This window comes from Stenotrophomonas bentonitica (assembly GCF_002887735.1).
Taxonomy (GTDB): Bacteria; Pseudomonadota; Gammaproteobacteria; order Xanthomonadales; family Xanthomonadaceae; genus Stenotrophomonas; species Stenotrophomonas bentonitica_A.
This window is the reverse complement of record NZ_PKQP01000005.1, coordinates 83,815-102,126: the sequence shown is the minus strand read 5'-3', so window position 1 is coordinate 102,126 and position 18,312 is coordinate 83,815. Positions and strand designations below refer to the sequence as shown.

At 67.2% G+C, this 18,312-nt stretch carries 19 protein-coding genes; 8 read left to right on the top strand and 11 right to left on the bottom strand.

The window, feature by feature from the left end; all coding sequences use genetic code 11:
- Positions 1–161: 161 nt before the first annotated feature.
- Both C0R07_RS11325 and cycA read right to left on the bottom strand, forming a co-directional pair.
- Positions 162–935 carry a lytic transglycosylase domain-containing protein gene (locus C0R07_RS11325; RefSeq protein WP_070426523.1) on the bottom strand — a complete coding sequence of 258 codons (774 nt, stop codon included), beginning with the start codon at positions 933–935 and terminating at the stop codon, positions 162–164.
- A 104-nt stretch (positions 936–1,039) separates the two neighbouring features.
- On the bottom strand, positions 1,040–2,419 hold the full coding sequence (cycA, locus tag C0R07_RS11320; protein ID WP_102788951.1) for a D-serine/D-alanine/glycine transporter: 1,380 nt from the start codon (positions 2,417–2,419) through the stop codon (positions 1,040–1,042).
- Between the two features lie 236 nt (positions 2,420–2,655).
- On the opposite strand from cycA, the gene C0R07_RS11315 reads away from it, so the two are divergent.
- Positions 2,656–4,260, top strand: a complete 1,605-nt coding sequence (locus C0R07_RS11315) for an EAL domain-containing protein (RefSeq protein WP_046272892.1) — start codon at positions 2,656–2,658, stop codon at positions 4,258–4,260.
- Between the two features lie 9 nt (positions 4,261–4,269).
- Here C0R07_RS11315 and C0R07_RS11310 read toward each other — a convergent pair whose 3' ends face one another.
- Positions 4,270–5,244, bottom strand: a complete 975-nt coding sequence (locus C0R07_RS11310) for a polysaccharide deacetylase family protein (protein ID WP_070471626.1) — start codon at positions 5,242–5,244, stop codon at positions 4,270–4,272.
- A gap of 79 nt (positions 5,245–5,323) precedes the next feature.
- Positions 5,324–6,526, bottom strand: coding sequence for an MFS transporter (locus C0R07_RS11305; RefSeq protein WP_070471625.1), 1,203 nt, complete (start codon positions 6,524–6,526; stop codon positions 5,324–5,326).
- Positions 6,527–6,835: 309 nt separating this feature from the next.
- Between C0R07_RS11305 and C0R07_RS11300 the strand changes: the two genes are divergently transcribed.
- Both C0R07_RS11300 and C0R07_RS11295 read left to right on the top strand, forming a co-directional pair.
- Positions 6,836–7,738, top strand: coding sequence for a LysR family transcriptional regulator (locus C0R07_RS11300; RefSeq protein WP_102788950.1), 903 nt, complete (start codon positions 6,836–6,838; stop codon positions 7,736–7,738).
- Between the two features lie 186 nt (positions 7,739–7,924).
- Positions 7,925–9,535 (top strand): ABC-F family ATP-binding cassette domain-containing protein, encoded by a 1,611-nt coding sequence (locus tag C0R07_RS11295; RefSeq protein ID WP_102788949.1) that lies wholly within the window; start codon positions 7,925–7,927, stop codon positions 9,533–9,535.
- Positions 9,536–9,544: 9 nt separating this feature from the next.
- Here C0R07_RS11295 and C0R07_RS11290 read toward each other — a convergent pair whose 3' ends face one another.
- Entirely contained in the window at positions 9,545–10,873 is a 1,329-nt protein-coding gene (locus C0R07_RS11290; protein WP_102788948.1) for a GTP-binding protein, read from the bottom strand.
- A gap of 69 nt (positions 10,874–10,942) precedes the next feature.
- Between C0R07_RS11290 and C0R07_RS11285 the strand changes: the two genes are divergently transcribed.
- On the top strand, positions 10,943–11,314 hold the full coding sequence (locus tag C0R07_RS11285) for a MerC domain-containing protein (RefSeq protein ID WP_046272885.1): 372 nt from the start codon (positions 10,943–10,945) through the stop codon (positions 11,312–11,314).
- A 14-nt stretch (positions 11,315–11,328) separates the two neighbouring features.
- Here the strand turns inward: C0R07_RS11285 and C0R07_RS11280 are convergent, their stop codons facing one another.
- Positions 11,329–11,613, bottom strand: a complete 285-nt coding sequence (locus C0R07_RS11280; protein WP_019185718.1) for a hypothetical protein — start codon at positions 11,611–11,613, stop codon at positions 11,329–11,331.
- Positions 11,614–11,788: 175 nt separating this feature from the next.
- Here C0R07_RS11280 and C0R07_RS11275 point away from each other — a divergent pair, with 175 nt between their 5' ends.
- Positions 11,789–12,208, top strand: a complete 420-nt coding sequence (locus C0R07_RS11275) for a hypothetical protein (RefSeq protein WP_019185717.1) — start codon at positions 11,789–11,791, stop codon at positions 12,206–12,208.
- Positions 12,209–12,356: 148 nt separating this feature from the next.
- On the opposite strand, the gene C0R07_RS11270 is transcribed toward C0R07_RS11275, so the two are convergent.
- On the bottom strand, positions 12,357–12,842 hold the full coding sequence (locus C0R07_RS11270; RefSeq protein ID WP_019185716.1) for an REP-associated tyrosine transposase: 486 nt from the start codon (positions 12,840–12,842) through the stop codon (positions 12,357–12,359).
- A 54-nt stretch (positions 12,843–12,896) separates the two neighbouring features.
- Here C0R07_RS11270 and C0R07_RS20300 point away from each other — a divergent pair, with 54 nt between their 5' ends.
- A complete protein-coding gene (locus tag C0R07_RS20300) occupies positions 12,897–13,640 on the top strand; it encodes an SH3 domain-containing protein (RefSeq protein WP_102788947.1) in 744 nt (247 codons plus the stop codon).
- Between the two features lie 181 nt (positions 13,641–13,821).
- Entirely contained in the window at positions 13,822–14,664 is an 843-nt protein-coding gene (locus C0R07_RS11260) for a class I SAM-dependent methyltransferase (protein WP_167390365.1), read from the top strand.
- Positions 14,665–14,676: 12 nt separating this feature from the next.
- On the opposite strand, the gene C0R07_RS19915 is transcribed toward C0R07_RS11260, so the two are convergent.
- A complete protein-coding gene (locus C0R07_RS19915; protein WP_167390364.1) occupies positions 14,677–14,853 on the bottom strand; it encodes a hypothetical protein in 177 nt (58 codons plus the stop codon).
- 114 nt (positions 14,854–14,967) lie between these two features.
- Positions 14,968–15,780 carry an alpha/beta fold hydrolase gene (locus C0R07_RS11255; protein WP_102788946.1) on the bottom strand — a complete coding sequence of 271 codons (813 nt, stop codon included), beginning with the start codon at positions 15,778–15,780 and terminating at the stop codon, positions 14,968–14,970.
- 227 nt (positions 15,781–16,007) lie between these two features.
- Between C0R07_RS11255 and C0R07_RS19720 the strand changes: the two genes are divergently transcribed.
- Positions 16,008–16,238, top strand: a complete 231-nt coding sequence (locus C0R07_RS19720; protein WP_146027604.1) for a hypothetical protein — start codon at positions 16,008–16,010, stop codon at positions 16,236–16,238.
- Between the two features lie 48 nt (positions 16,239–16,286).
- Here the strand turns inward: C0R07_RS19720 and C0R07_RS11250 are convergent, their stop codons facing one another.
- Both C0R07_RS11250 and C0R07_RS11245 read right to left on the bottom strand, forming a co-directional pair.
- On the bottom strand, positions 16,287–16,550 hold the full coding sequence (locus C0R07_RS11250; protein ID WP_146027603.1) for a hypothetical protein: 264 nt from the start codon (positions 16,548–16,550) through the stop codon (positions 16,287–16,289).
- A gap of 239 nt (positions 16,551–16,789) precedes the next feature.
- On the bottom strand, positions 16,790–17,929 hold the full coding sequence (locus C0R07_RS11245; RefSeq protein ID WP_102788944.1) for a YncE family protein: 1,140 nt from the start codon (positions 17,927–17,929) through the stop codon (positions 16,790–16,792).
- Between the last annotated feature and the right edge of the window lie 383 nt (positions 17,930–18,312).

The following is an 18,312-nucleotide window of genomic DNA, read 5'->3' as shown; positions in this document are numbered from 1 at the left end:
CGTGGCGTGCCTGCAAACCCTGCACGCTGGGAGCGCTGATGGTCCACGCGCGCTGGCAGCCGCCCACGCAGCGTGCCGAGGTCAAGGCGGCGGTGAACACGCTGGGCCGCGTGGCGACCCATGCGCGGTACAGCGCGTGACGTTTCGCCCCGGAGCAGCGCCTACTTCGCCGGCGTCTCCACCTTGAACCCCATCGCTTCGCGATAGCGCACATACAGCGCGCTGACCTTCTCCACGTAGGCCAGCGTTTCCGCATACGGCGGCACGCCCTTGTAGCGGGTCACCGCACCGATCCCGGCGTTGTACGCGGCGGCCGCCAGCACGCGGTCGCCTTTGTACCGGCGCAACAACGCCTTCATGTAGCGCGCGCCCCCGCTGATCGACTGCTCGGCCGAGAGCGGATCGGCCACGCCGTATTCGGTGGCGGTATCGGGCATCAGCTGCATCACGCCCTGCGCGCCCTTGGGTGAGATCGCGCCGGCATCGAAACCGCTTTCGGCATGGGCGATCGCACGCAGCCAGGCATCGTCCACGCCGGTGGCCTTGGCCGCCGCCTTGAACTGCTTGGCATGTCGGTTCAACTGCGGCGTGCCGACCTTGCCCAGCCCTTCGTGCGCCGGTTCGCCCGGTGGGGTGGCCACGGTGAACTTCAGGAACACGCGCGAGCCCGGCAGGTTGCGGGTCGAGTAGACCAGTGCACCGTCCTGCTCACGTTCGTACAGGGTGCCGCTGAAGACGCCCATGTTGCCCCACAGGTTGGGGGTCTGCACGGCGTTGTCGTCGATCTGCTGCGGGGTGCACCTGGAGCCGGGCTCGGGTGCCGTGGCCAGACTAACCGTGTTGCTCTGCACGCAGCGATAGACCGTGCGCGCCGATGCCAGGCCAGGCAGCAGCAACGACAACAGGGCCAACGCGGCAGGCAGGGTCGGATTCATCGGGCTCGGATCGGGGCACGGAAGGGTGCGGCGCGATCATCCGGCCGGGGGCGCGAACCGAAGGTGAATACCGGGCCTGCCGCGCTGGCAGGCCCGGCGCTGACTCAGTGGCGGCGGGCCAGCAGCCGCTTGCCGGCGTAGCCCAGGCCGAGCAGGGCGAACCACAGCGGGCTGATCGCCAGCGCGTACAGCGTGTCCGGCTGCAGGGTCAGCAGCACCAGCACGAAGGCGAAGAAGGCCAGGCACACCCCGCACATCAGCACGCCACCGGGCATCTTGAACGCCGAAGCGGCGTGCAGGTGCGGGCGCTTGCGGCGGTAGACGATGTACGAGCACAGGATCAACGACCACACGAACATGAACAACACCGCGGCCAGCGTGGTGACCAAGGTGAACGCGGTCACCAGGTTCGGGATCAGATAGATCAGCATGGCGCCCAGCAACAGGCACACGCAGGAAAACACCAGCCCCAGCGCCGGCACCGCCGCGCGCGACAGGCGCCGGAACGCGCTCGGTGCGTGCCCCTCTTCGGCCAGGCCATACATCATCCGGCTGGTTGAGAAGATGCCGCTGTTGGCCGACGACGTGGCCGAGGTCAGCACCACGAAGTTGATCAGGCTGGCCGCGGCGGGAATGCCGGCCAGCACGAACAGTTCCACGAAGGGGCTCTTGCCGGGCACCACCTCACGCCATGGGGTGACGGCCATGATCGCGATCAGCGCCAGCACGTAGAACACCAGGATGCGCACCGGGATCGAGTTTATCGCCTTGGGCAGGTTGCGCTCCGGATCAGCGGTTTCGGCCGCGGTGGTACCGACCAGTTCGATGCCGACGAAGGCGAACACCGCGATCTGGAAGCCGGCGAAGAAACCGGCCATGCCCATCGGGAACACGCCACCGTCGTTCCACAGGTTGGAGAACGACGCCACGTGCCCGGAGGGGGCGGTGAATCCCCAGGCGACCAGCCCGAAGCCGGTGATGATCAGCGCGCAGATGGCGATGATCTTGATCAGCGCGAACCAGAATTCCATTTCACCGAACAGCTTCACCGTGACCAGGTTGAAGCTGAGCAGCAGGATCACGCATAGCAGCGCCGGTATCCACGGTGCCAGCTCGGGGAACCAGAACTGCGCATACGCGGCGATGGCGATCACATCGGCGATGGCGGTGATGATCCAGCAGAACCAGTACGTCCACCCGCAGAAGAACCCGGCCCACGGCCCGAGCAGGTCGGTGGAGAAGTCGATGAAGGATTTGTACTGCAGGTTGGAAAGCAGCAGCTCGCCCATCGCGCGCATGACGAAGAACAGCATCGCGCCGATGATCAGGTACACCAGCACGATGGACGGGCCGGCCAGGCTGATGGTCTTGCCCGAGCCCATGAACAGACCGGTGCCGATGGCACCGCCGATGGCGATCAGCTGCAGGTGGCGGTTGGAGAGGCTGCGCCGGAGGTGTTCCGGCGGGACGGCAGGATCGGTCATGGGGCAGCGTCGGCAGGGGCGAAGCGTCCGAACATAGACCTCCGCGAGGCGTTGCGCCAGTCGCCATCGGGCCGTTCGCGGGGGCCGTGGCCGGGCACTGCCCGGGGCGATGATGTGACGGATTCACCTCGCTCCACCGCGCGTGATGCCGGCAGGACGATTGCGCCCCGGCCGGATGGTTCCAATCCCTGCCCGCTGATGGTCATATAGGGCTCCGCCAGGGCATCGAGGTCTGCTTGAACCGCGCCAGGATCATTGCCGCCACCGTAGTGCTTGCCCTGCTCGGCGCCCTGGTGCCGATCGCCACCGTGTTCTATTTCACCTGGAGCCGCGCCAGCGAATCCGAGCAGGTGCGGCTGCAGACCACCGCCGAGCGCACCCTGCAGCGCGCGCACCGCGCCTACGAGACGGCGCTGGCCACCCTGCGCGAGCTCAACCAGAGCACGTTGGCACCGTGCTCACCCGAGCACCTGCAGCTGATGCGCAGCCTGGTGATACGCACCCACTCGGCCGAACAGGTGGGCTATTTCGAGAACGGCCGGCTGGCCTGCACGTCCTGGGGCCCGATGGACGCGCAGATCATCCAGCGCCCGCCGGCCTATGTCACCGCCGAAGGCGCGGGCATCACCCTGGACGTGCGGCCGCTGGCAGGCACTCCCCAGCAACCGCTGCTGGCCCTGCAACTGGGACGCTACGACATCCTCATGGACCCGGCCCGGCTGGTCGACGTGATCGTCGACCCGAACGTGCGCCTGGCGGTGGCCAGCCCCGATGGGCGCCTGATCGCCCAGCAGGACATCCCCGACGAGGCCTTGCTGCAGCGCCTGCTGCGTGAACCGGCCAGCGGCCTGGAAGGCCAGACGCTGTACGCCAGCGCGCAGGACCAGGAGTGGCTGGCGATCGCCATGGCGCCGCGGACCGATCTGGTTGCCGCGTTCCGCCACCAGATCGGGCAGTTCATCCCGTTGGGCGTGCTCGGCGCGCTGGCGATGATCGGCGGCGTAGTGTGGCTGTCGCGGCGGCGGCTGTCGCTGCGGGGCGAGCTGGCCACGGCGGTGCGCCGGCGTGAGTTCTTCATGCACTACCAGCCCATCATCGAACTGGACACCGGCATCTGCGTGGGCGCCGAATCGCTGGTGCGCTGGCGGCGTGCCGACGGCACGCTGGTGCGTCCGGACCTGTTTATTCCGCTGGCCGAAGAGGCCGGCCTGATCGAAGCGCTGACCGACCAGGTCATCGACCATGTGATCACCGACATGCGCGAGCTGCTGGTGCAGGACCGCACCGCCCACATCGCGATCAACCTGGCCGCCGAGGATGTCAGCAGCGGCCGGGCGCTGAAGGTGCTCTCCAGCAAGCTGCACGGCACCGGCATCCACCCGCAGCAGATCTGGCTGGAGGCCACCGAGCGTGGCTTCATCGACGTCCGCCGCGCCCGCACCAGCCTGGCCAATGCGCGGCGGCTGGGGCACTGCGTGGCGATCGATGATTTCGGTGTCGGTTACTCCAGCCTGCAGTACCTGCAGCAGCTGCCGCTGGATGCGTTGAAGATCGACAAATCCTTCATCGATGCGATCGGCACTGACAGCGCGACCAGCCCGGTCACCTCGCACATCATCGACATGGCCAAGACCCTGGGCCTGTTCACCGTGGCCGAAGGCGTGGAAACCCCGGCGCAGCTGGCCTATCTGCAGGCGCGCCAGGTGGAGTTCGGGCAGGGCTGGCTGTTCTCCAAGGCGCTGGCCCCGGCCGAGTTCATGGCCTTCCACCAGCAGCGCAAGCAGCAGTACGGCCAGGCACCCGAAAACATGCAGAACCCCAACAGCGACACCGTGGCCTGAGCCGGCGCATCATTCCCGCTCGAGCCCGGCCAGCGTCATCACCCATGCCGGCACCGGCGGCTCGCCTGCGTAGAAGGCCTTCGGTTTGTTTTCCGCCATCGCCCAGCGCTGGATCCAGCTGATGCCACCGGCGCCGTTGTAGCCATCGGGATGCTGATAGGCCGGATCCTGCAAGGCGGCCTCCAGCGAGATGAAGCGATAGCCCCGCCGGCGCGTGGCCGCGACCAGCTCCTCCACGCAGTCGGCACTGAGCGCGTTGGCATGGATCAGCCACACCTGCGCCGGCAGCCGGCCCAGCAGCTGCTGGCCCTGCTGCTCGTAGTAGTCCAGTTTCTTGAGCATGTACGGCACGTAGCCACGGCGCAGCTGGCGCAGGCGCGCCTCGCGCGAGACAGGATCGGTGTCGGTATCGCGCACATGATCGTAGGCGAACGCCCAGATCCACTCGCTGTTGTCGACCGTGACCGGTGCAACCCGATACCCGTGCTGCTGCAGGAACTCCCCGAGCGCCGCGCGTTCGTGCGGCGACTGCCCGGCACGCAGGTACGGATGCCGGAACCAGCGCGGCGCCTGCCCGGTCTCGGCCAGCAACGGACGCAGCGTCGCCTCGCCGCGCAGGATGTCCTGCTCGTAGGCGGCCAGCCCGATCGCATGCAGGTCGACATGCCCGTAGGTGTGGTTGCCCAGCTCAACGCCGGCATCGCGCCAGTCGCGCAGCATCTGCACCCGCGCCGGTTGCACCTGCCCGTCCACCTCCAGCTTGACCTCGTTGACGAAGCCCACCACCGGCACGTCGGCCCGCTTCAGGGCCGCGATCAGCTGCGCATGCCGGGCGGCAAGCTCGGGCTCGGCGCGTTCGTCCAGGCGCTGCCAGGGCAGATCGTCGATGGTCAGCGCGATGCGCCGCTCCGGCGCCGCCGCGTGGGCGATGCCGGCCAGGCACAACAGGGCCAGCACAGCACTTCGAAGAACTCCCTTGCGCACCCGCTGCTCCCATCGCGATACCTGGCCCCAGCATAGCGCCGGGCATCACGCTCCATCTTGCCGGGTGCGGCGGCTGGGCTCAGTGCGTGATCGGTGCCCAGGCGCGCGGCTGGCGCAACACCACCATCAACGTGGCCAGCAGCAGTACCAGCAGGACCGCTGGCAGCCAGCGTTCGCCGACGGTTTCCAGCATCACGCCGCCGAGGATGCCCGCCAGCGCGATGGCCAGGTTCCAGCCGGTCACCACGAAGGACTGCGCGATGTCCCCGGCCTCGTCCGCACGGCGCGCCACCGCGGTCTGGAACAGCGTGGGAACGCCACCGAAGGATATGCCCCACACCACTGTCCCGATCACCAGTACCCACGGCGAGCCGGGCCACAGGCCGAACGCCACTGCCGAGAGTGCGAAGGCCACGGTGCTTGCGATCACCAGCGCGCGCAGCCAGCGATCCACCAGCAGTCCGGTGATCCAGATGCCGACCAGCGCGGCCACCCCGAACACCAGCAACAGGCGATCCAGCCACGCCGCCGCGCCGGACAGCGACGCAAACGGCTCGATGTAGGTGTAGAGCACGTTGTGCGCCAACACGTAGAGGAACATCGTCATCAGCGCGGTGCGCATGCCGCGCAGGCGCAGCACGTTGCCCAACGGCTGCTGGGCCGCTGCGCCCGGGGCCGGCAACGACGGCAGCGCCAGCCGCGCCCACACCAGCAGGCCCACGCTGAGCAGCGACATCAACCCGAACGCCCAGCGCCAGCCGATGGTCTGGCCGAGCAGCGTACCGGCGGGGATGCCCAGCGACAGTGCCAGCGGCGTGCCGACCATCGCCACCGCGATCGCCCGGCCCTGCAGCTGCGGCACCACCATGCGGCTGGCGTACCCCGCCACCAGCGACCACAGCAGGCCCGCGCTGATGCCGGCGCAGAAGCGTGCGACCAGCATCAGGCCGTAGTGATGTGTCATCGCGGTGATGGTATTGACCACCACGAAACCGGCGATCGCGGTGAGCAGCAGCGGGCGGCGTGGCCAGCGCCGCGTCAATGCGGTCATCGGCAGTGCGGCAACCAGCGAGCCCAGGGCGTAGATGGTGACCAGCTGCCCGACGAGCGCGCGGCTGACGCCCAGATCGGCGCTCATCGGTGACAGCAGGCCCGCCGGCAATGCCTCGGTGAGGATGGTGATGAAGCCCGCGCAGGCCAGCGCCAGCAGACCACCGAAAGGCAATCGGGTGGCCGCGTTGGGCAGGGGCACGGCGCTGGTATCGACCGCGTGACCGCTCATGGGTGCACCCGGGTGGGGGCCGCATCCAGCGGGCGCGTGGGGTCGCGGAGGTCAGGGAAGGAGGACATGGCGGCGCCGGGAGGTGAGGGAGCGCCACCGTAGGCCGCGAGCGCCTGCCGAAACAGCCGGTTGGCGTTCCGCACATTCCGGACCTGCAGGGCCGCAATCGGTGAAGCGCCCTCCCCGCAAGGTCTTTCACCCCAACCGGCGCCTGGCGCACCGCAGTGTTGCGGGCCGATGGCTGCACCTCCCGCCCCGCAGGCCCTGCCGACGGTTACAGTGCCCGCTTTCCTCCCCATGCCCCCACCCATGTCAGCCTTGGACAACCTCGGCAACCTGCAGACCTTCGTGCAGGTCGCCGACACCCGCAGCTTCGTCGAGACCGGCCGCATGCTCGGCATCTCCGCCTCGGCCGCCGGCAAGACCGTGTCGCGGCTGGAACAGGCACTCGGCGTGCGGCTGTTCCACCGCAGCACCCGCAGCATCACCCTCACCGCCGAGGGAGAGCGCTTCCTGGTCCGATGCCGGCGCATCCTGGATGAGCGTGACGCCGCCCGTGACGAGCTGGTCCAGCAGACCGAGGCACCCACGGGGGTGCTGCGGGTCAGCCTGCCGCTGGTCGGCGACATCTCGCTGCCGCTGCTCACCGAGTTCATGGCGGCTTATCCCGGCATCCGCCTGGAGCTGGATTTCGATGACCGGCTGGTGGATGTGATCGAGGAGGGTTTCGACGCCGTTTTGCGGGTCAGCGAGCCCACCGACTCGCGTCTGAGTGCCCGGCAACTCGGCGTGTTTCCGCGCTACCTGGTGGCCTCGCCGGACTATCTGGCCCGGCGCGGTACGCCACGTGTGCCCGAGGACCTGCTGCACCACGACTGCCTGCACTACCGCTTCCCCAGCAGCGGCAAGCTCGAACCGTGGCCGCTGCCGCAGACGCCAGGCGCTGCGCCACTGGCACTGCCGGTCTCGATGGTCAGCAACACCATCGAAGCGCGGCTGGCCTTCGCGCTGGCCGGGCGCGGCATCGCCTACATCCCCGAGCACTCGGTGCGCGAGGCACTGGCCGACGGTCGGCTGCAGCGGGTGATGGCCGACCGCATCCATGCCTGCGGCACCTTCTACCTGCTGTGGCCCTCCGGCCGCCATGTGCTGCCCAAGCTGCGGGTCTTCATCGATTTCATCAGCGCGCGGCTGACCGGCGTGAGCTGCTGAGCAGCTGCTGAGCAGGCCGCGTTCATCGGCCCGCCGCCGCGCGGTTCTATACTGGCCGCGCGGCAGCCAGCCGCCTTTGTTGCCGAGGTAAGCCTACATGCGCCATTGATGCCGCCGTCGTCTGACGGCCCGTCTCCACCCACCTGTTCCGCAGGAGGGGAGTCCTTGGCATCCAATGGAGGTCGCATGACCGCATTCGCTCTCACGCTCGACCGCGTGACGCATACCCTGCCCGACGGCCGGGTCCTGTTTTCCGAACTGTCCGCCGCGTTCGACGGCACCCCGACCGGTCTGGTCGGGCGCAACGGCGTGGGCAAAAGCGTGCTCGCACGCTTGCTCAGCGGCGATCTCGCGCCCACCTCCGGCCGCATCCCGCGCAGTGGGCCGGTGCACCTGCTCACCCAGCACAGCGGCGTACCCGAGGGCCGCATCGCCGACCTGGCCGGGGTCGGTGCGGTGCTCGATGCCCTGCTCCGCATCGAAGCCGGCAGCGTCGATCCCGACGATTTCAGCTGCGTGGGTGAGCGCTGGGATCTACGCGAGCAGCTGCAGGCACAGTGGCACCTGCTCGGGCTGCCTGCGCTCGATCCCCTGCAGCCGGCAGCGACGCTCAGCGGTGGCCAAGCGATGCAGGTCGCACTGGCCGGTGCGTTCCTGTCCGGTGCCGAGGGGCTGATCCTGGATGAACCCAGCAACCATCTTGATGCCGACCATCGCGAGCGCCTGATCGACGCGCTGCAGCGCTGGCACGGCGGCCTGATCGTGATCAGCCACGACCGTACGCTGCTGCGGCACATGACGCGCATCGTCGAACTGTCGCCAAGCGGGCTGCGCCAGTACGGCGGCAACTACGATCTCTACGCCGAACAGAAACACGGCGAGCGGCGCAGTGCCCAGGCCGAGCTGGCCCTGCGCAAGCGCGAGCGCCGCCATCAGCAGACCGAGCTGCGCGATCAGCGCGAGAAGATGGCGCATCGGCAGGCGCGCGCTACACGCGATGCACGCACCGCCAACCAGGCACCGATCCTGCTCGGTGGCATGAAGAACCGCAGCGAGCACACTGCCGGCCGCTGGCAGGCACAGCAGAACGAGCGCCGTACCGAACTGGACGCGCGCGTGCGCGAGGCCGCCGGCGAGGTGGAGCAGGACATCGAGATCGCCCTGCTTGCCCCGGTGATCAGCCAGCCGGGCCCCCAGCGCGTGGCCGAGCTCGTCGCCGCCGAACTGCCGTGGGTGCAGGCGCCCTGGAACACGCTGGATCTCACCGTGCAGCGCGGCCAGCGGATCGGGGTGCAGGGCCGCAACGGCAGCGGCAAATCCACGCTGCTGCGGTTGCTGGCCGGCACGTTGGCGCCGGTGTCGGGGCACGTCGAGGTGGCGGCCAGTGTCGCCCTGCTCGATCAGTCGCTGACGATGCTGCCGGGCGATGCCTCGGCGCTGTCACTGCTGCAGCGCGCGCATCCGTTGGCCGACGAAGGTACGCTGCGCACGCAGTTGGCCCTGCTCGGCCTGGATGCCGAGCGCAGCCTGCGGCCGTTGGGCACGCTCAGCGGTGGCGAACGCCTGAAGGCGGCGCTGGCGTCCGTGCTGTACGCGCAGACGCCGCCGCAATTGCTGCTGCTCGACGAACCCGGCAATCACCTCGACCTGCCCTCGCTGACCGCGCTGGAGCAGATGCTCGGTCAGTACACCGGCACGTTGATGATCGTCTCGCACGATGCCGCGCTGCTGGAGGCGGTCGGCTTGAGCCATACCCTGCGCGCATCTGATCAGGGCTGGCAGCTGACGCCGGTGTAGCGCCGGCGGCTACGCGCGCGCCCACGCCGGGAAAGCGTCCGGCAACAACTGCCACAACAGCGGGCCGGCGCGCAGTTCTTCATCGTTGAGCAGGCAGGCATCCAGCTCGGCACGCACCGCGTGCTCGTCCATCGCCACGCCGATCACCGCCAGTTCCTGGCGGCGGTCGCCCCACCACGGATGCCACAGCCTGCGCATCGCCTGGTACTCACCGGCATCGCCGACCTGCTCCACGCTGGGCAGCGGCGCGGTCCAGCACGCCGCCTGCTGGCGGGCCCAGCCGATATCCGTATAGGGCACGCGCGTGGGCGGCAGCAGCGGCGCGGTGTTTTCCAGACCAGCCTCCATGCGCTCGCGCGAGGCATACCAGAAGCCGGCAGCCGAGGTCTGGGTGGCGGCACCGACGCTGGAGAGCTCGCCCACCCAGTCCATGCGGTTGGCCAGCCAGAAGAAACCCTTACTGCGGATCACACTGCCCAGCCCGGTCTCCAGCAGCCGTGCGAAACGCTGCGGGTGGAACGGCCGGCGCGAGCGGTAGACGAAGCTGGTGATGCCGTACTCCTCGGTCTCGGGCGTGTGCTGGCCACGCAGCGCCTGCATCCAGCCCGGCGCCAACTGCGCTTTGACGAAATCGTAGCGGCCGGTATCAAGGACCTCGTGCAGCGGCACATTGCCCTGCTCGGACATCACCAGCCGCGCATCGCGGTTCATGGCACGCAGCACGGCGAGCGTGGACTGCAGCGTGTCATCGTCGATCAGATCGCACTTGCTCACCACGATCACGTTGGCGAACTCGATCTGCTCGGCGAGCAGATTCACGACACCGCGGTCGTCGTCCTCACCGGCCTGCTGGCCGCGGTCGGTCAGCCGGTCACTTGAGCCGAAGTCGTGCAGGAACCGCGCGCCATCGACCACCGTCACCAGCGTATCCAGCCGCGCGATGTCGCTGAGGCTGAAGCCATCCTCATCGCGCACCGAGAAGGTTGCCGCGACCGGCATCGGCTCGGCGATCCCGGTCGACTCGATCAGCAGGTAGTCGTAGCGCCCCTCCGCCGCGAGCCGGCGCACCTCCTGCAGCAGGTCATCGCGCAGCGTGCAGCAGATGCAGCCGTTGCTGAACTCCACCAGCGTCTCCTCGGTGCGGCTCAACGCAGCGCCACCCTCGCGCACCAACTGCGCATCGACGTTGATCTCGCTCATGTCGTTGACGATCACCGCGACCCGGCGGCCCTCGCGGTTGCGCAGCAGCTGATTGAGCAGGGTGGTCTTGCCGGCGCCCAGGAAGCCGGACAGCACGGTGACCGGCAGACGCGAATCAAAGGAGGCAGAGGCAGTCATGGCAGAGCAGGTCAGGAAGGGGAATGAAATGTTACTATATAACATTCACTGACCAAGGCCCCACGCCCCATGAAGCGATCCTCTGCCCTGTTGGATGCCGGCGCCATTGCGCTTTCCGGCCTATGCCTGCTGCACTGCCTGGCCCTGCCGCTGCTCGCGGCGATGCTCCCGCTGATGGGCGTGTGGGCCCAGGCCGAGTGGGTGCATGCCCTGTTCGTGGCCATCGCCGCGCCGGTGACCGGCTTCGCGTTGTGGCGCGCCCACCGCCAGCATCGCCTGCCCGTGCTGGCGATGGCCGGCGCGGCGATCGGACTCCTGTTGCTGCTGGCCGGCGCCATGGGCTGGCCGAGCCACGACGCCGAAACCCCGATGACCGTGGTCGGCAGCCTGCTGCTGGCCAGCACGCACGTGTGGAATGCCTGGCGGCGGCACCGGCATTGAGCGGACGGCCCGGCTCAGTGCTTGAACATCATCCCGACCAGGAACAGCACCAGCGGCGCCGCACTGAGCACCGCACCGACGATGCCCAGCCACGGCCAGCGCTCCTGACGGACGCGCGAGCCGACCGTGGCGATCAGGCCGACGGCTGCTGAAGCAAGTACGCCGATCGAGACGCCGGTGGTGCTGGCGCCGGCGGTGACCCCGTGGTTGGCGGCGGTGGCGATATGCGCGGCGGCCGCCCCGACGGGAAGGCCGAAGAAGCTGACCAGACCAAGCAGCGGTAGCCGTTGAGCCGACATCGGTGCGACAGACGATGGGCGCGGCGCTTGCGGAGAATCTGGCGGCACGAGGGGTCTCCTGAGAATCGCGTCACCGTACACCATTGCCTGCCGACGACGGGGCACGGGGCACGCAGACGGCATCTTTTCACGCCGTGTTGGACAATGCTCCCACACCCGCCGCCAAGGATCTGCCATGCGTGTACTGCCCAGCCTGCTCTTCCTGTCGCCGCTGCTGTTGACCGGCTGCGGCAAGGACAACAGCGCCGGCGTGTTCTCCTCCGATCCGATGCTCGGCTGCTATGCCACCCACGCGCGCAAGCCGGCCGAATTCCGCATCGAGCAGCAGAGCGGCCAGTACTACGTGTCCTTCAACCGCGATGAGCAATGGCAGCGCGATGCCACGCCGCTACAGGAATCCAGCCGCGCCGAGATCGCCCAGTTCTTCCGCGACGATGCCGACCAGATCAACAAAGCGCTGGTCCGCCCCGGTGGCGGCTTCGGCATCTTCAAGTTCAACCCAGGCGCCACGCTCAAGGGCAAGGCCAAGGACAGCGACTACATGGCGCTGGTGCTGATCGGCGCCGGCCCGGTGTTTCCGGTGAAGTGCCCATGATGGGCAAGGTTTCCGGATCCCGCCCACCGGGCCACTGATACGGGCGGCAACCGCCCGCCCGCACCGGTGGCCCGGTCCGCGACCCCCATCCCCAACATCCCCGCCCGCGGTCGTACACAGGCGGGAACCCCATCCCCATCTCCAATCCTCAGCCTGGCTCCTCCGGCTCGCGGCGACCGCGGTGGATCGAGCTGTACGGCCATTGCGTCGCATCCCTCACGTGCCCGTGCTTGACCGGGTTGTGGTGCACATAGGCCACGTGCCGTTGCAGGTCCTCGGCGTCAACGATCCGGTGCTCGCGGAAGCCGTTGTGCCATAGGGGCCGCAGGCTGCGGTCCCGCCGCAGCTGCAGCCGCGGATCAACCATCGGCAACTGCCGGTCGAAGATCGCCTGGACCTGCGCCCAACGGCGATGACCCTCCTCATCGCCCTCCGGCAATGTCCACACCCCATGCAGATGGTCCGGCAGCACCACGATCGCGTTGATCCGGAACGGCCGCGCCTGCTGCGCCACCCGGAACGCCAGCCGCAGGGTCTGCGCCTGTTCCACCAGCAAGCTGCTGCTGCGATCGCGCAGGTGCGCGCTGAAGAAGTAGGCGGTGCCGGTAGGCCAGAGGAGGTGGTCGTAGGACATGGCTCCAGTGTGGGTGGCCTCACCACGGGTGGCGATCAGCCCACTACACAGGCTATGGTCCTCCACATACGGGAAAGTGGGTCAGAATTGTGTCCACAACACAGTCGTCCAAGTTCCGTCTTTAGCCGCCGGGTTGCTGGCACACACTGCAGGTCTCGTCCCAGGACGAGGGTTCTGGACAGGCCCGCATGTGAACGGGTCCACGGTGGCATCGGTGGCAGCTGGCACTTTGACGCCACGAGGCAAGGAAGAGGAAGTCAAATGACAAGGAAGCGATCTGGAAACGGGCCAGGATTCGTAGTCGTTGCGTTCTTCGCGGTGCTGGTCGGGCTTTGCAGCCGCAAGAGTGAAGACGTACCGCGACAGCTTTCGGAACCGCAGCAGTCAATTGCAGTTTCTCAATTGCCAGTCGCTGCCGAACCCGACCTGGAAGAGCGATATGTTGATGCCGACGCTCTCAACGTTCGTTCGTCACCAAACGGGAAAGTGGTGGGAAAACTCAGACGCTCGGACAGCGTCACGGTGCATGGTCAAGATGCTTCGTGGGTACGCATATCAGCCGACGGGAAGCCGATGAAGTGGGTCTCGTCTGAACGCCTGTGCGCTGCTCCCGGTTGCGCTAGCAAGACGTCCGCGCGCGCCTCTCGCAGCGCAAGGGATGCAGGTCCGGCGCCCAGTGCCTCAAGGACATCATTCTCTTCCGGGAGCGGTTGCCCCTGTTCCTCTTCCAACAACTGCTTTGGGCCGAGGGGAGGTCGATACTGCATAACGTCAGGGGGCAACAAGCGCTATCGATAGCTACCCCGACTGGGCGTCCAAGTCGCCTCTTGACCCGACTTGGTTGGCGGCCCACTGAAGGTTGATGTGGCACCGGAATGCAAGGCGGACGTCCAGTCAGGCGGCGTCTCCACCTTCTCAGGTACGATGCCCACCCCTGACTGACATACCGCCTGGCGCCTGCGCCGCGGCCCTGGATCCCGTGCCCCATTACACCGGCCCCCTGCTGACCCGCCCGCTCGCCGAGAGCCTGACCCGCGCCCGCGATGCCGGCACCGGGGAATGGACCGGCTCGCTCGACCTCGGCCGCTCCACCGGCACCGCCACGCTGGCGGCCGACCACTGGCAGTGGAAGGGTGAGACCTACGCCTATCCCGGCAAGACCAAGGACCGCACCCTGTACTACTGGGACGGCGAGGAATTCCTGGCGATCTCGCGCTTCGGCTCGGCGCTGATCAAGCTGGTGCCAACCGACTGGGACGCGCCGACCTTCGAGATCGACGGCATCAAGATGCTGCCCAGCGCGCAGGTCTCCCCGTTCGAGGATGCCCGCCGCAAGGTCGCGTTGATCGCGCCAGCCGGCAAGACCGTGCTGGATACCTGCGGCGGCCTGGGCTACTTCGCCGCGTGCTGCCTGGAAGGCGGGGTCACCCGTATCCGCTCGTTCGAGAAAGATCCGGATGTGCTGTGGCTGCGCACGCTCAATCCGTGGTCGCCCGATCCGGACGCGGAAAGCAGCGGCGGTCGGCTGGCGCTGAGCCAAGGTGACGTGTCGCAGGAGATCGAAGGGCTGGAGACGGCCTCGGTCGATGCGATCCTGCACGATCCGCCGCGTTTCGGCATCGCCGGCGAACTGTATTCACAGGTGTTCTACGACCAGCTCGCGCGCGTCATCCGCAAGGGCGGCCGGATGTTCCACTACACCGGTGCGCCGAACAAGCTGACCAGCGGCCGCGATGTGCCGCGCGAGGTCGCCAAGCGGCTGGAAAAGGCAGGCTTCAAGGCCGAGCTGGCGATGGACGGGGTGCTCGCGGTCAAGCGCTGAGCAAGGGGCTGGTCAACTGCCGCGTGGCAGTTTGGCCGCCCACATGTTGTCGACCAGATTGGGATAGCGCCGCCCGTTCTCCTCGGCACGCTGACGTGCCGCATGTTTCTGCGCCTCGGAGAGCGGCTGCGACTTTTTCTTCCCATTGGGACTGGGCTTCTTCCAGGGCGGTGTCTGGGACTGGCGCATGGGTGGTCTCGTGTGGAGTAGCGTTGCATTCGCGCTAAGCCGGTGCAGCGTACAAGAACGCCCGACACGTCATCGCAACGTGCCGGGCGCGTACTGCGAAGAGCGAGCTGCGACTCACTTCTTCAGGAAGTCCAGAAGCGCCTTGTTGAACGCATCGGCGTGGCTGGCATTGCAGCCATGCGGCGCGTTCTTCAGCACCACCACCTCACTGCCGGCGATGGCCGCATGGGTGCGCTTGCCCGATCCCTCGAACGGGACCGTGCCATCGCTGTCACCGTGCAGCACCAGGGTCGGCACCGTCACCTTCTTGAGGTCGCTGCGGAAGTCGGTCGTGCCGAAGGCCTTCATGCAGCCCAGCGCAGCGGTCTGGTCGGACTGCCTGCAGAGCGTGATCGCGGCCTGGCGCTCTTCCTCGCTCACCTTCAGCTCGCCGTTGGCGCTGAAAAAATCCTTGGTGAAGCCATCGAAGAACGTGTCACGATCCTTCTCCAGGCCCGCGCGCATTTCATCGGCTTTTTCCTGGGTCAGCGGGCCCTCGGGGTTGTCGCTGGTCTTGAGCATGTACGGCGGCACCGCCGAGGCGAACACCACGCTGTGCAGGCGCGATTCGCCGTGCTTGGCGGCGTAGCGCGCCACTTCACCACCGCCCATGGAGAAGCCGACCAGGGTGGTGTCCTTCAGGTCGAGATCCTCGATCACACCGGCCAGATCATCGGCGAGCGTGTCGTACTCGTAGCCATCGGCCGGCTTGTCCGAGCGCCCGAAACCACGGCGGTCGTAGGCCACCACGCGGTAGCCCGCATCACGCAGTGCGGGGACCTGGGCCTTCCACGATTCGGCCGACAGCGGCCAGCCATGGATCAGGACCACCGGGCGACCGGTACCACCGGAATCTTCAACGTGCAGGCGAACGCGGGAAGCAGCCATGGGAACTCCTTGGAGCGATGAGGAAGGAAAGTTCGATCCTAGGGAGAGGGGGTTGGGTGAGCCGTGAAAGAAAGCGCGATGTCGCTGACGTGACGTGCACAGGGCTGACTGATGCCGGCCGGGGTGTTCACAGGTGAGAGGGAGGAATCAGAGGCCACGATCTCAGGATCTGCGACATCTCAGGACGATAGTTGCGATGGGGCATCGTCGAAAGTGGGAGCCGGTACATGGATTGTCGTGAGATCACGCCGGAGGCTGCTACCGGCACGCCTGACGGGCTGCCCGGCCCTGCCGAGGGCGCCTGCTGCGGGCTGGCTGTCACCCTGCTGCTGCATGGCCTGGGTGGGCACCCTGCATCCCGAGCGGCGCTGAGCGCTGCACTGCGGCAGACCCCGTTGACCGAGCGTTGTGCGAGCTGCGCCAGCTATGTGTTGCTTCGTGGCCGTGCGGTTCCGTAGGCAGGGCGTCGCACAGATAGGCGTCTCAGAAAGTGCTCATGCCACGATTCATTGACGTTGGTCGTCAAATCCCATCTGACGACGCACCGTCGACGCAATGGGCAGGTCCGCCGGAGAATCCGAGTACCCCACGATCTCCAGGCCGGTAATACGGCCGTTGAGGCCAAAGACAAGCACGTCCACCTCTTCGCCGCTGGATGTCTCGCCGATTGCGTCGGCAACCACCTCGGCGATCTCTCCCGCTCCTAGGAGCCTGAAGTCCACGGATGCGCAACCGCAGCCACAACGGCTGACTACGTTGAGGGATTCCAAGTTTTCCAATGAAGGGAGCTGTATGCCTTCCACCGGCGCGGACTGCACAGCGCGCCTGACCACGTCTATCTCGTGCGTCGAGATACGTCTAACTGCCATCCTTGATCTGTTCATGCGTACGAATACCGCGGGCGTTGCGCCAGTCTCGCATCATGGCCTACGCGGGAACAGTCCATCCAGTGCAACGCATACGAAACCGGCCGCCCCAGGCGGCCGGTCCCTGTTCCAGCTGCAGTGCGTTAGAGCGCAATCCGAGCAACAGACTCTTCACTGCCCTTCGGCTCGCTGTCACCGTTCTTGACGGTCACGTACAGCACGTTCTTCTTCGCGTCCAGCGCCAGGCTGTTCGGATGCGTCGGCACCGCGTACGTCGCCACCTGCTTGTAGGTGTCGCTGTTGTACGCGGTGACGGTGCCGCCATCGCGGTTGGTCACGTACAGACGCTTGCGTGGTGCATCCAGCAGGATGCCCAGCGGGCCGGCATCGGTCGGAATGCTGGCCAGTTCCTTGCCGGTGGTGCGGTCCAGCACCAGCACACGCTGGCCCGGATGCTTCGATTCGAAGCCCGAGCTGCTGGCCTGGTACTTGCGGATCATTTCCGAGCCCTGGTCGGTCACGAACAGGCGCTTGCCGGCCGGATCCAGCGCGATGTTCATCGGCTGCTCGGCACTGACCTTGAAGCGCTGCTCGACCTTGCCGCTATCGGTGCCGACGGTGACGAGCTCGGCCAGCAGGTTGGAGGTGTAGACGCGCTTGGCCTTGGCATCCAGCGCCAGACCCGGTGCCTTGGCGTTGCCCAGACCCGGAATGGTGTTGATGACCTTCAGCGACTGCGTGTCCACTACGAACAGCACGCTGCCCTCACCCGAGTGACCGGTGACGTACAGCCGGTTGTTGGCGCCATCAACGACCAGCTCGCGCAGATCGTGGGTGTAGGCGGCCTTGCCGTCCTTGCCGACCTTCTTCTCCATCAACTGCACGATGCCGACCGATTTATTGGTGGCAGTGTCGACCACGGTGACCGAGGTATCGACGGTGTTGCCGACGTACAGGCGGTCGTTGGCATCGTCCAGCACCACACCGAACGCCTTGCGCTCCAGCGGGATGGCGGTTTCGACGGCCAGGGTTTCCGGATTCAGGCGCAGCACCTGGGACGGACCGGCGGCGTCGCCGAAGCCGCCCGAGGAGGCAACGAACACGGCGTTCTGCTTGGGGCTGAAGGCCAGCTCATAGAGGCCTTGAGCGACCGCTTTGCGCTGGACAGCGGCGGTGCTGGCGGATGCGGTGGTCTGTTCGGCGGCGAACGCGGACGGGGCGCCAAGGCTCAGGGAGATGGCGAAGGCCAGGGCGGCCGAGCGGATTACGGAATTGCAGAGCATGCGAGCTTCCTTGAAGAGGCACGGGAGGGTGTCCTGGCTCGCTGGGCCGTACATGTGACGGCCGGCCCCGCATCTGTCTGCGCTGGGTGGGCTGGCTGGGTTTGCGGGGGAATGGTAGCAGGGCGGGAGGGTGGGTGCAGCCACAGGCCATGTAGTCGCCAGGACGGGGCCGCGGCTGCCATGCAGCATGAAGCTGGTGTCAGCTGAAGAGCGCTTGTGCTTCGGGAAGAAGGCAGGATCGCCGACGCTGACTACTGCTATTACGCTGATGCCAGTGAAGAGGGAACCGGTAAGCACTGCTGCCGCTGCTAGTGCTACCGGCCACGATGATTGCAAGGGCCGACGCGCCCGAGTTTGAGTAGCGCAACAATTTGGAGTCCAAT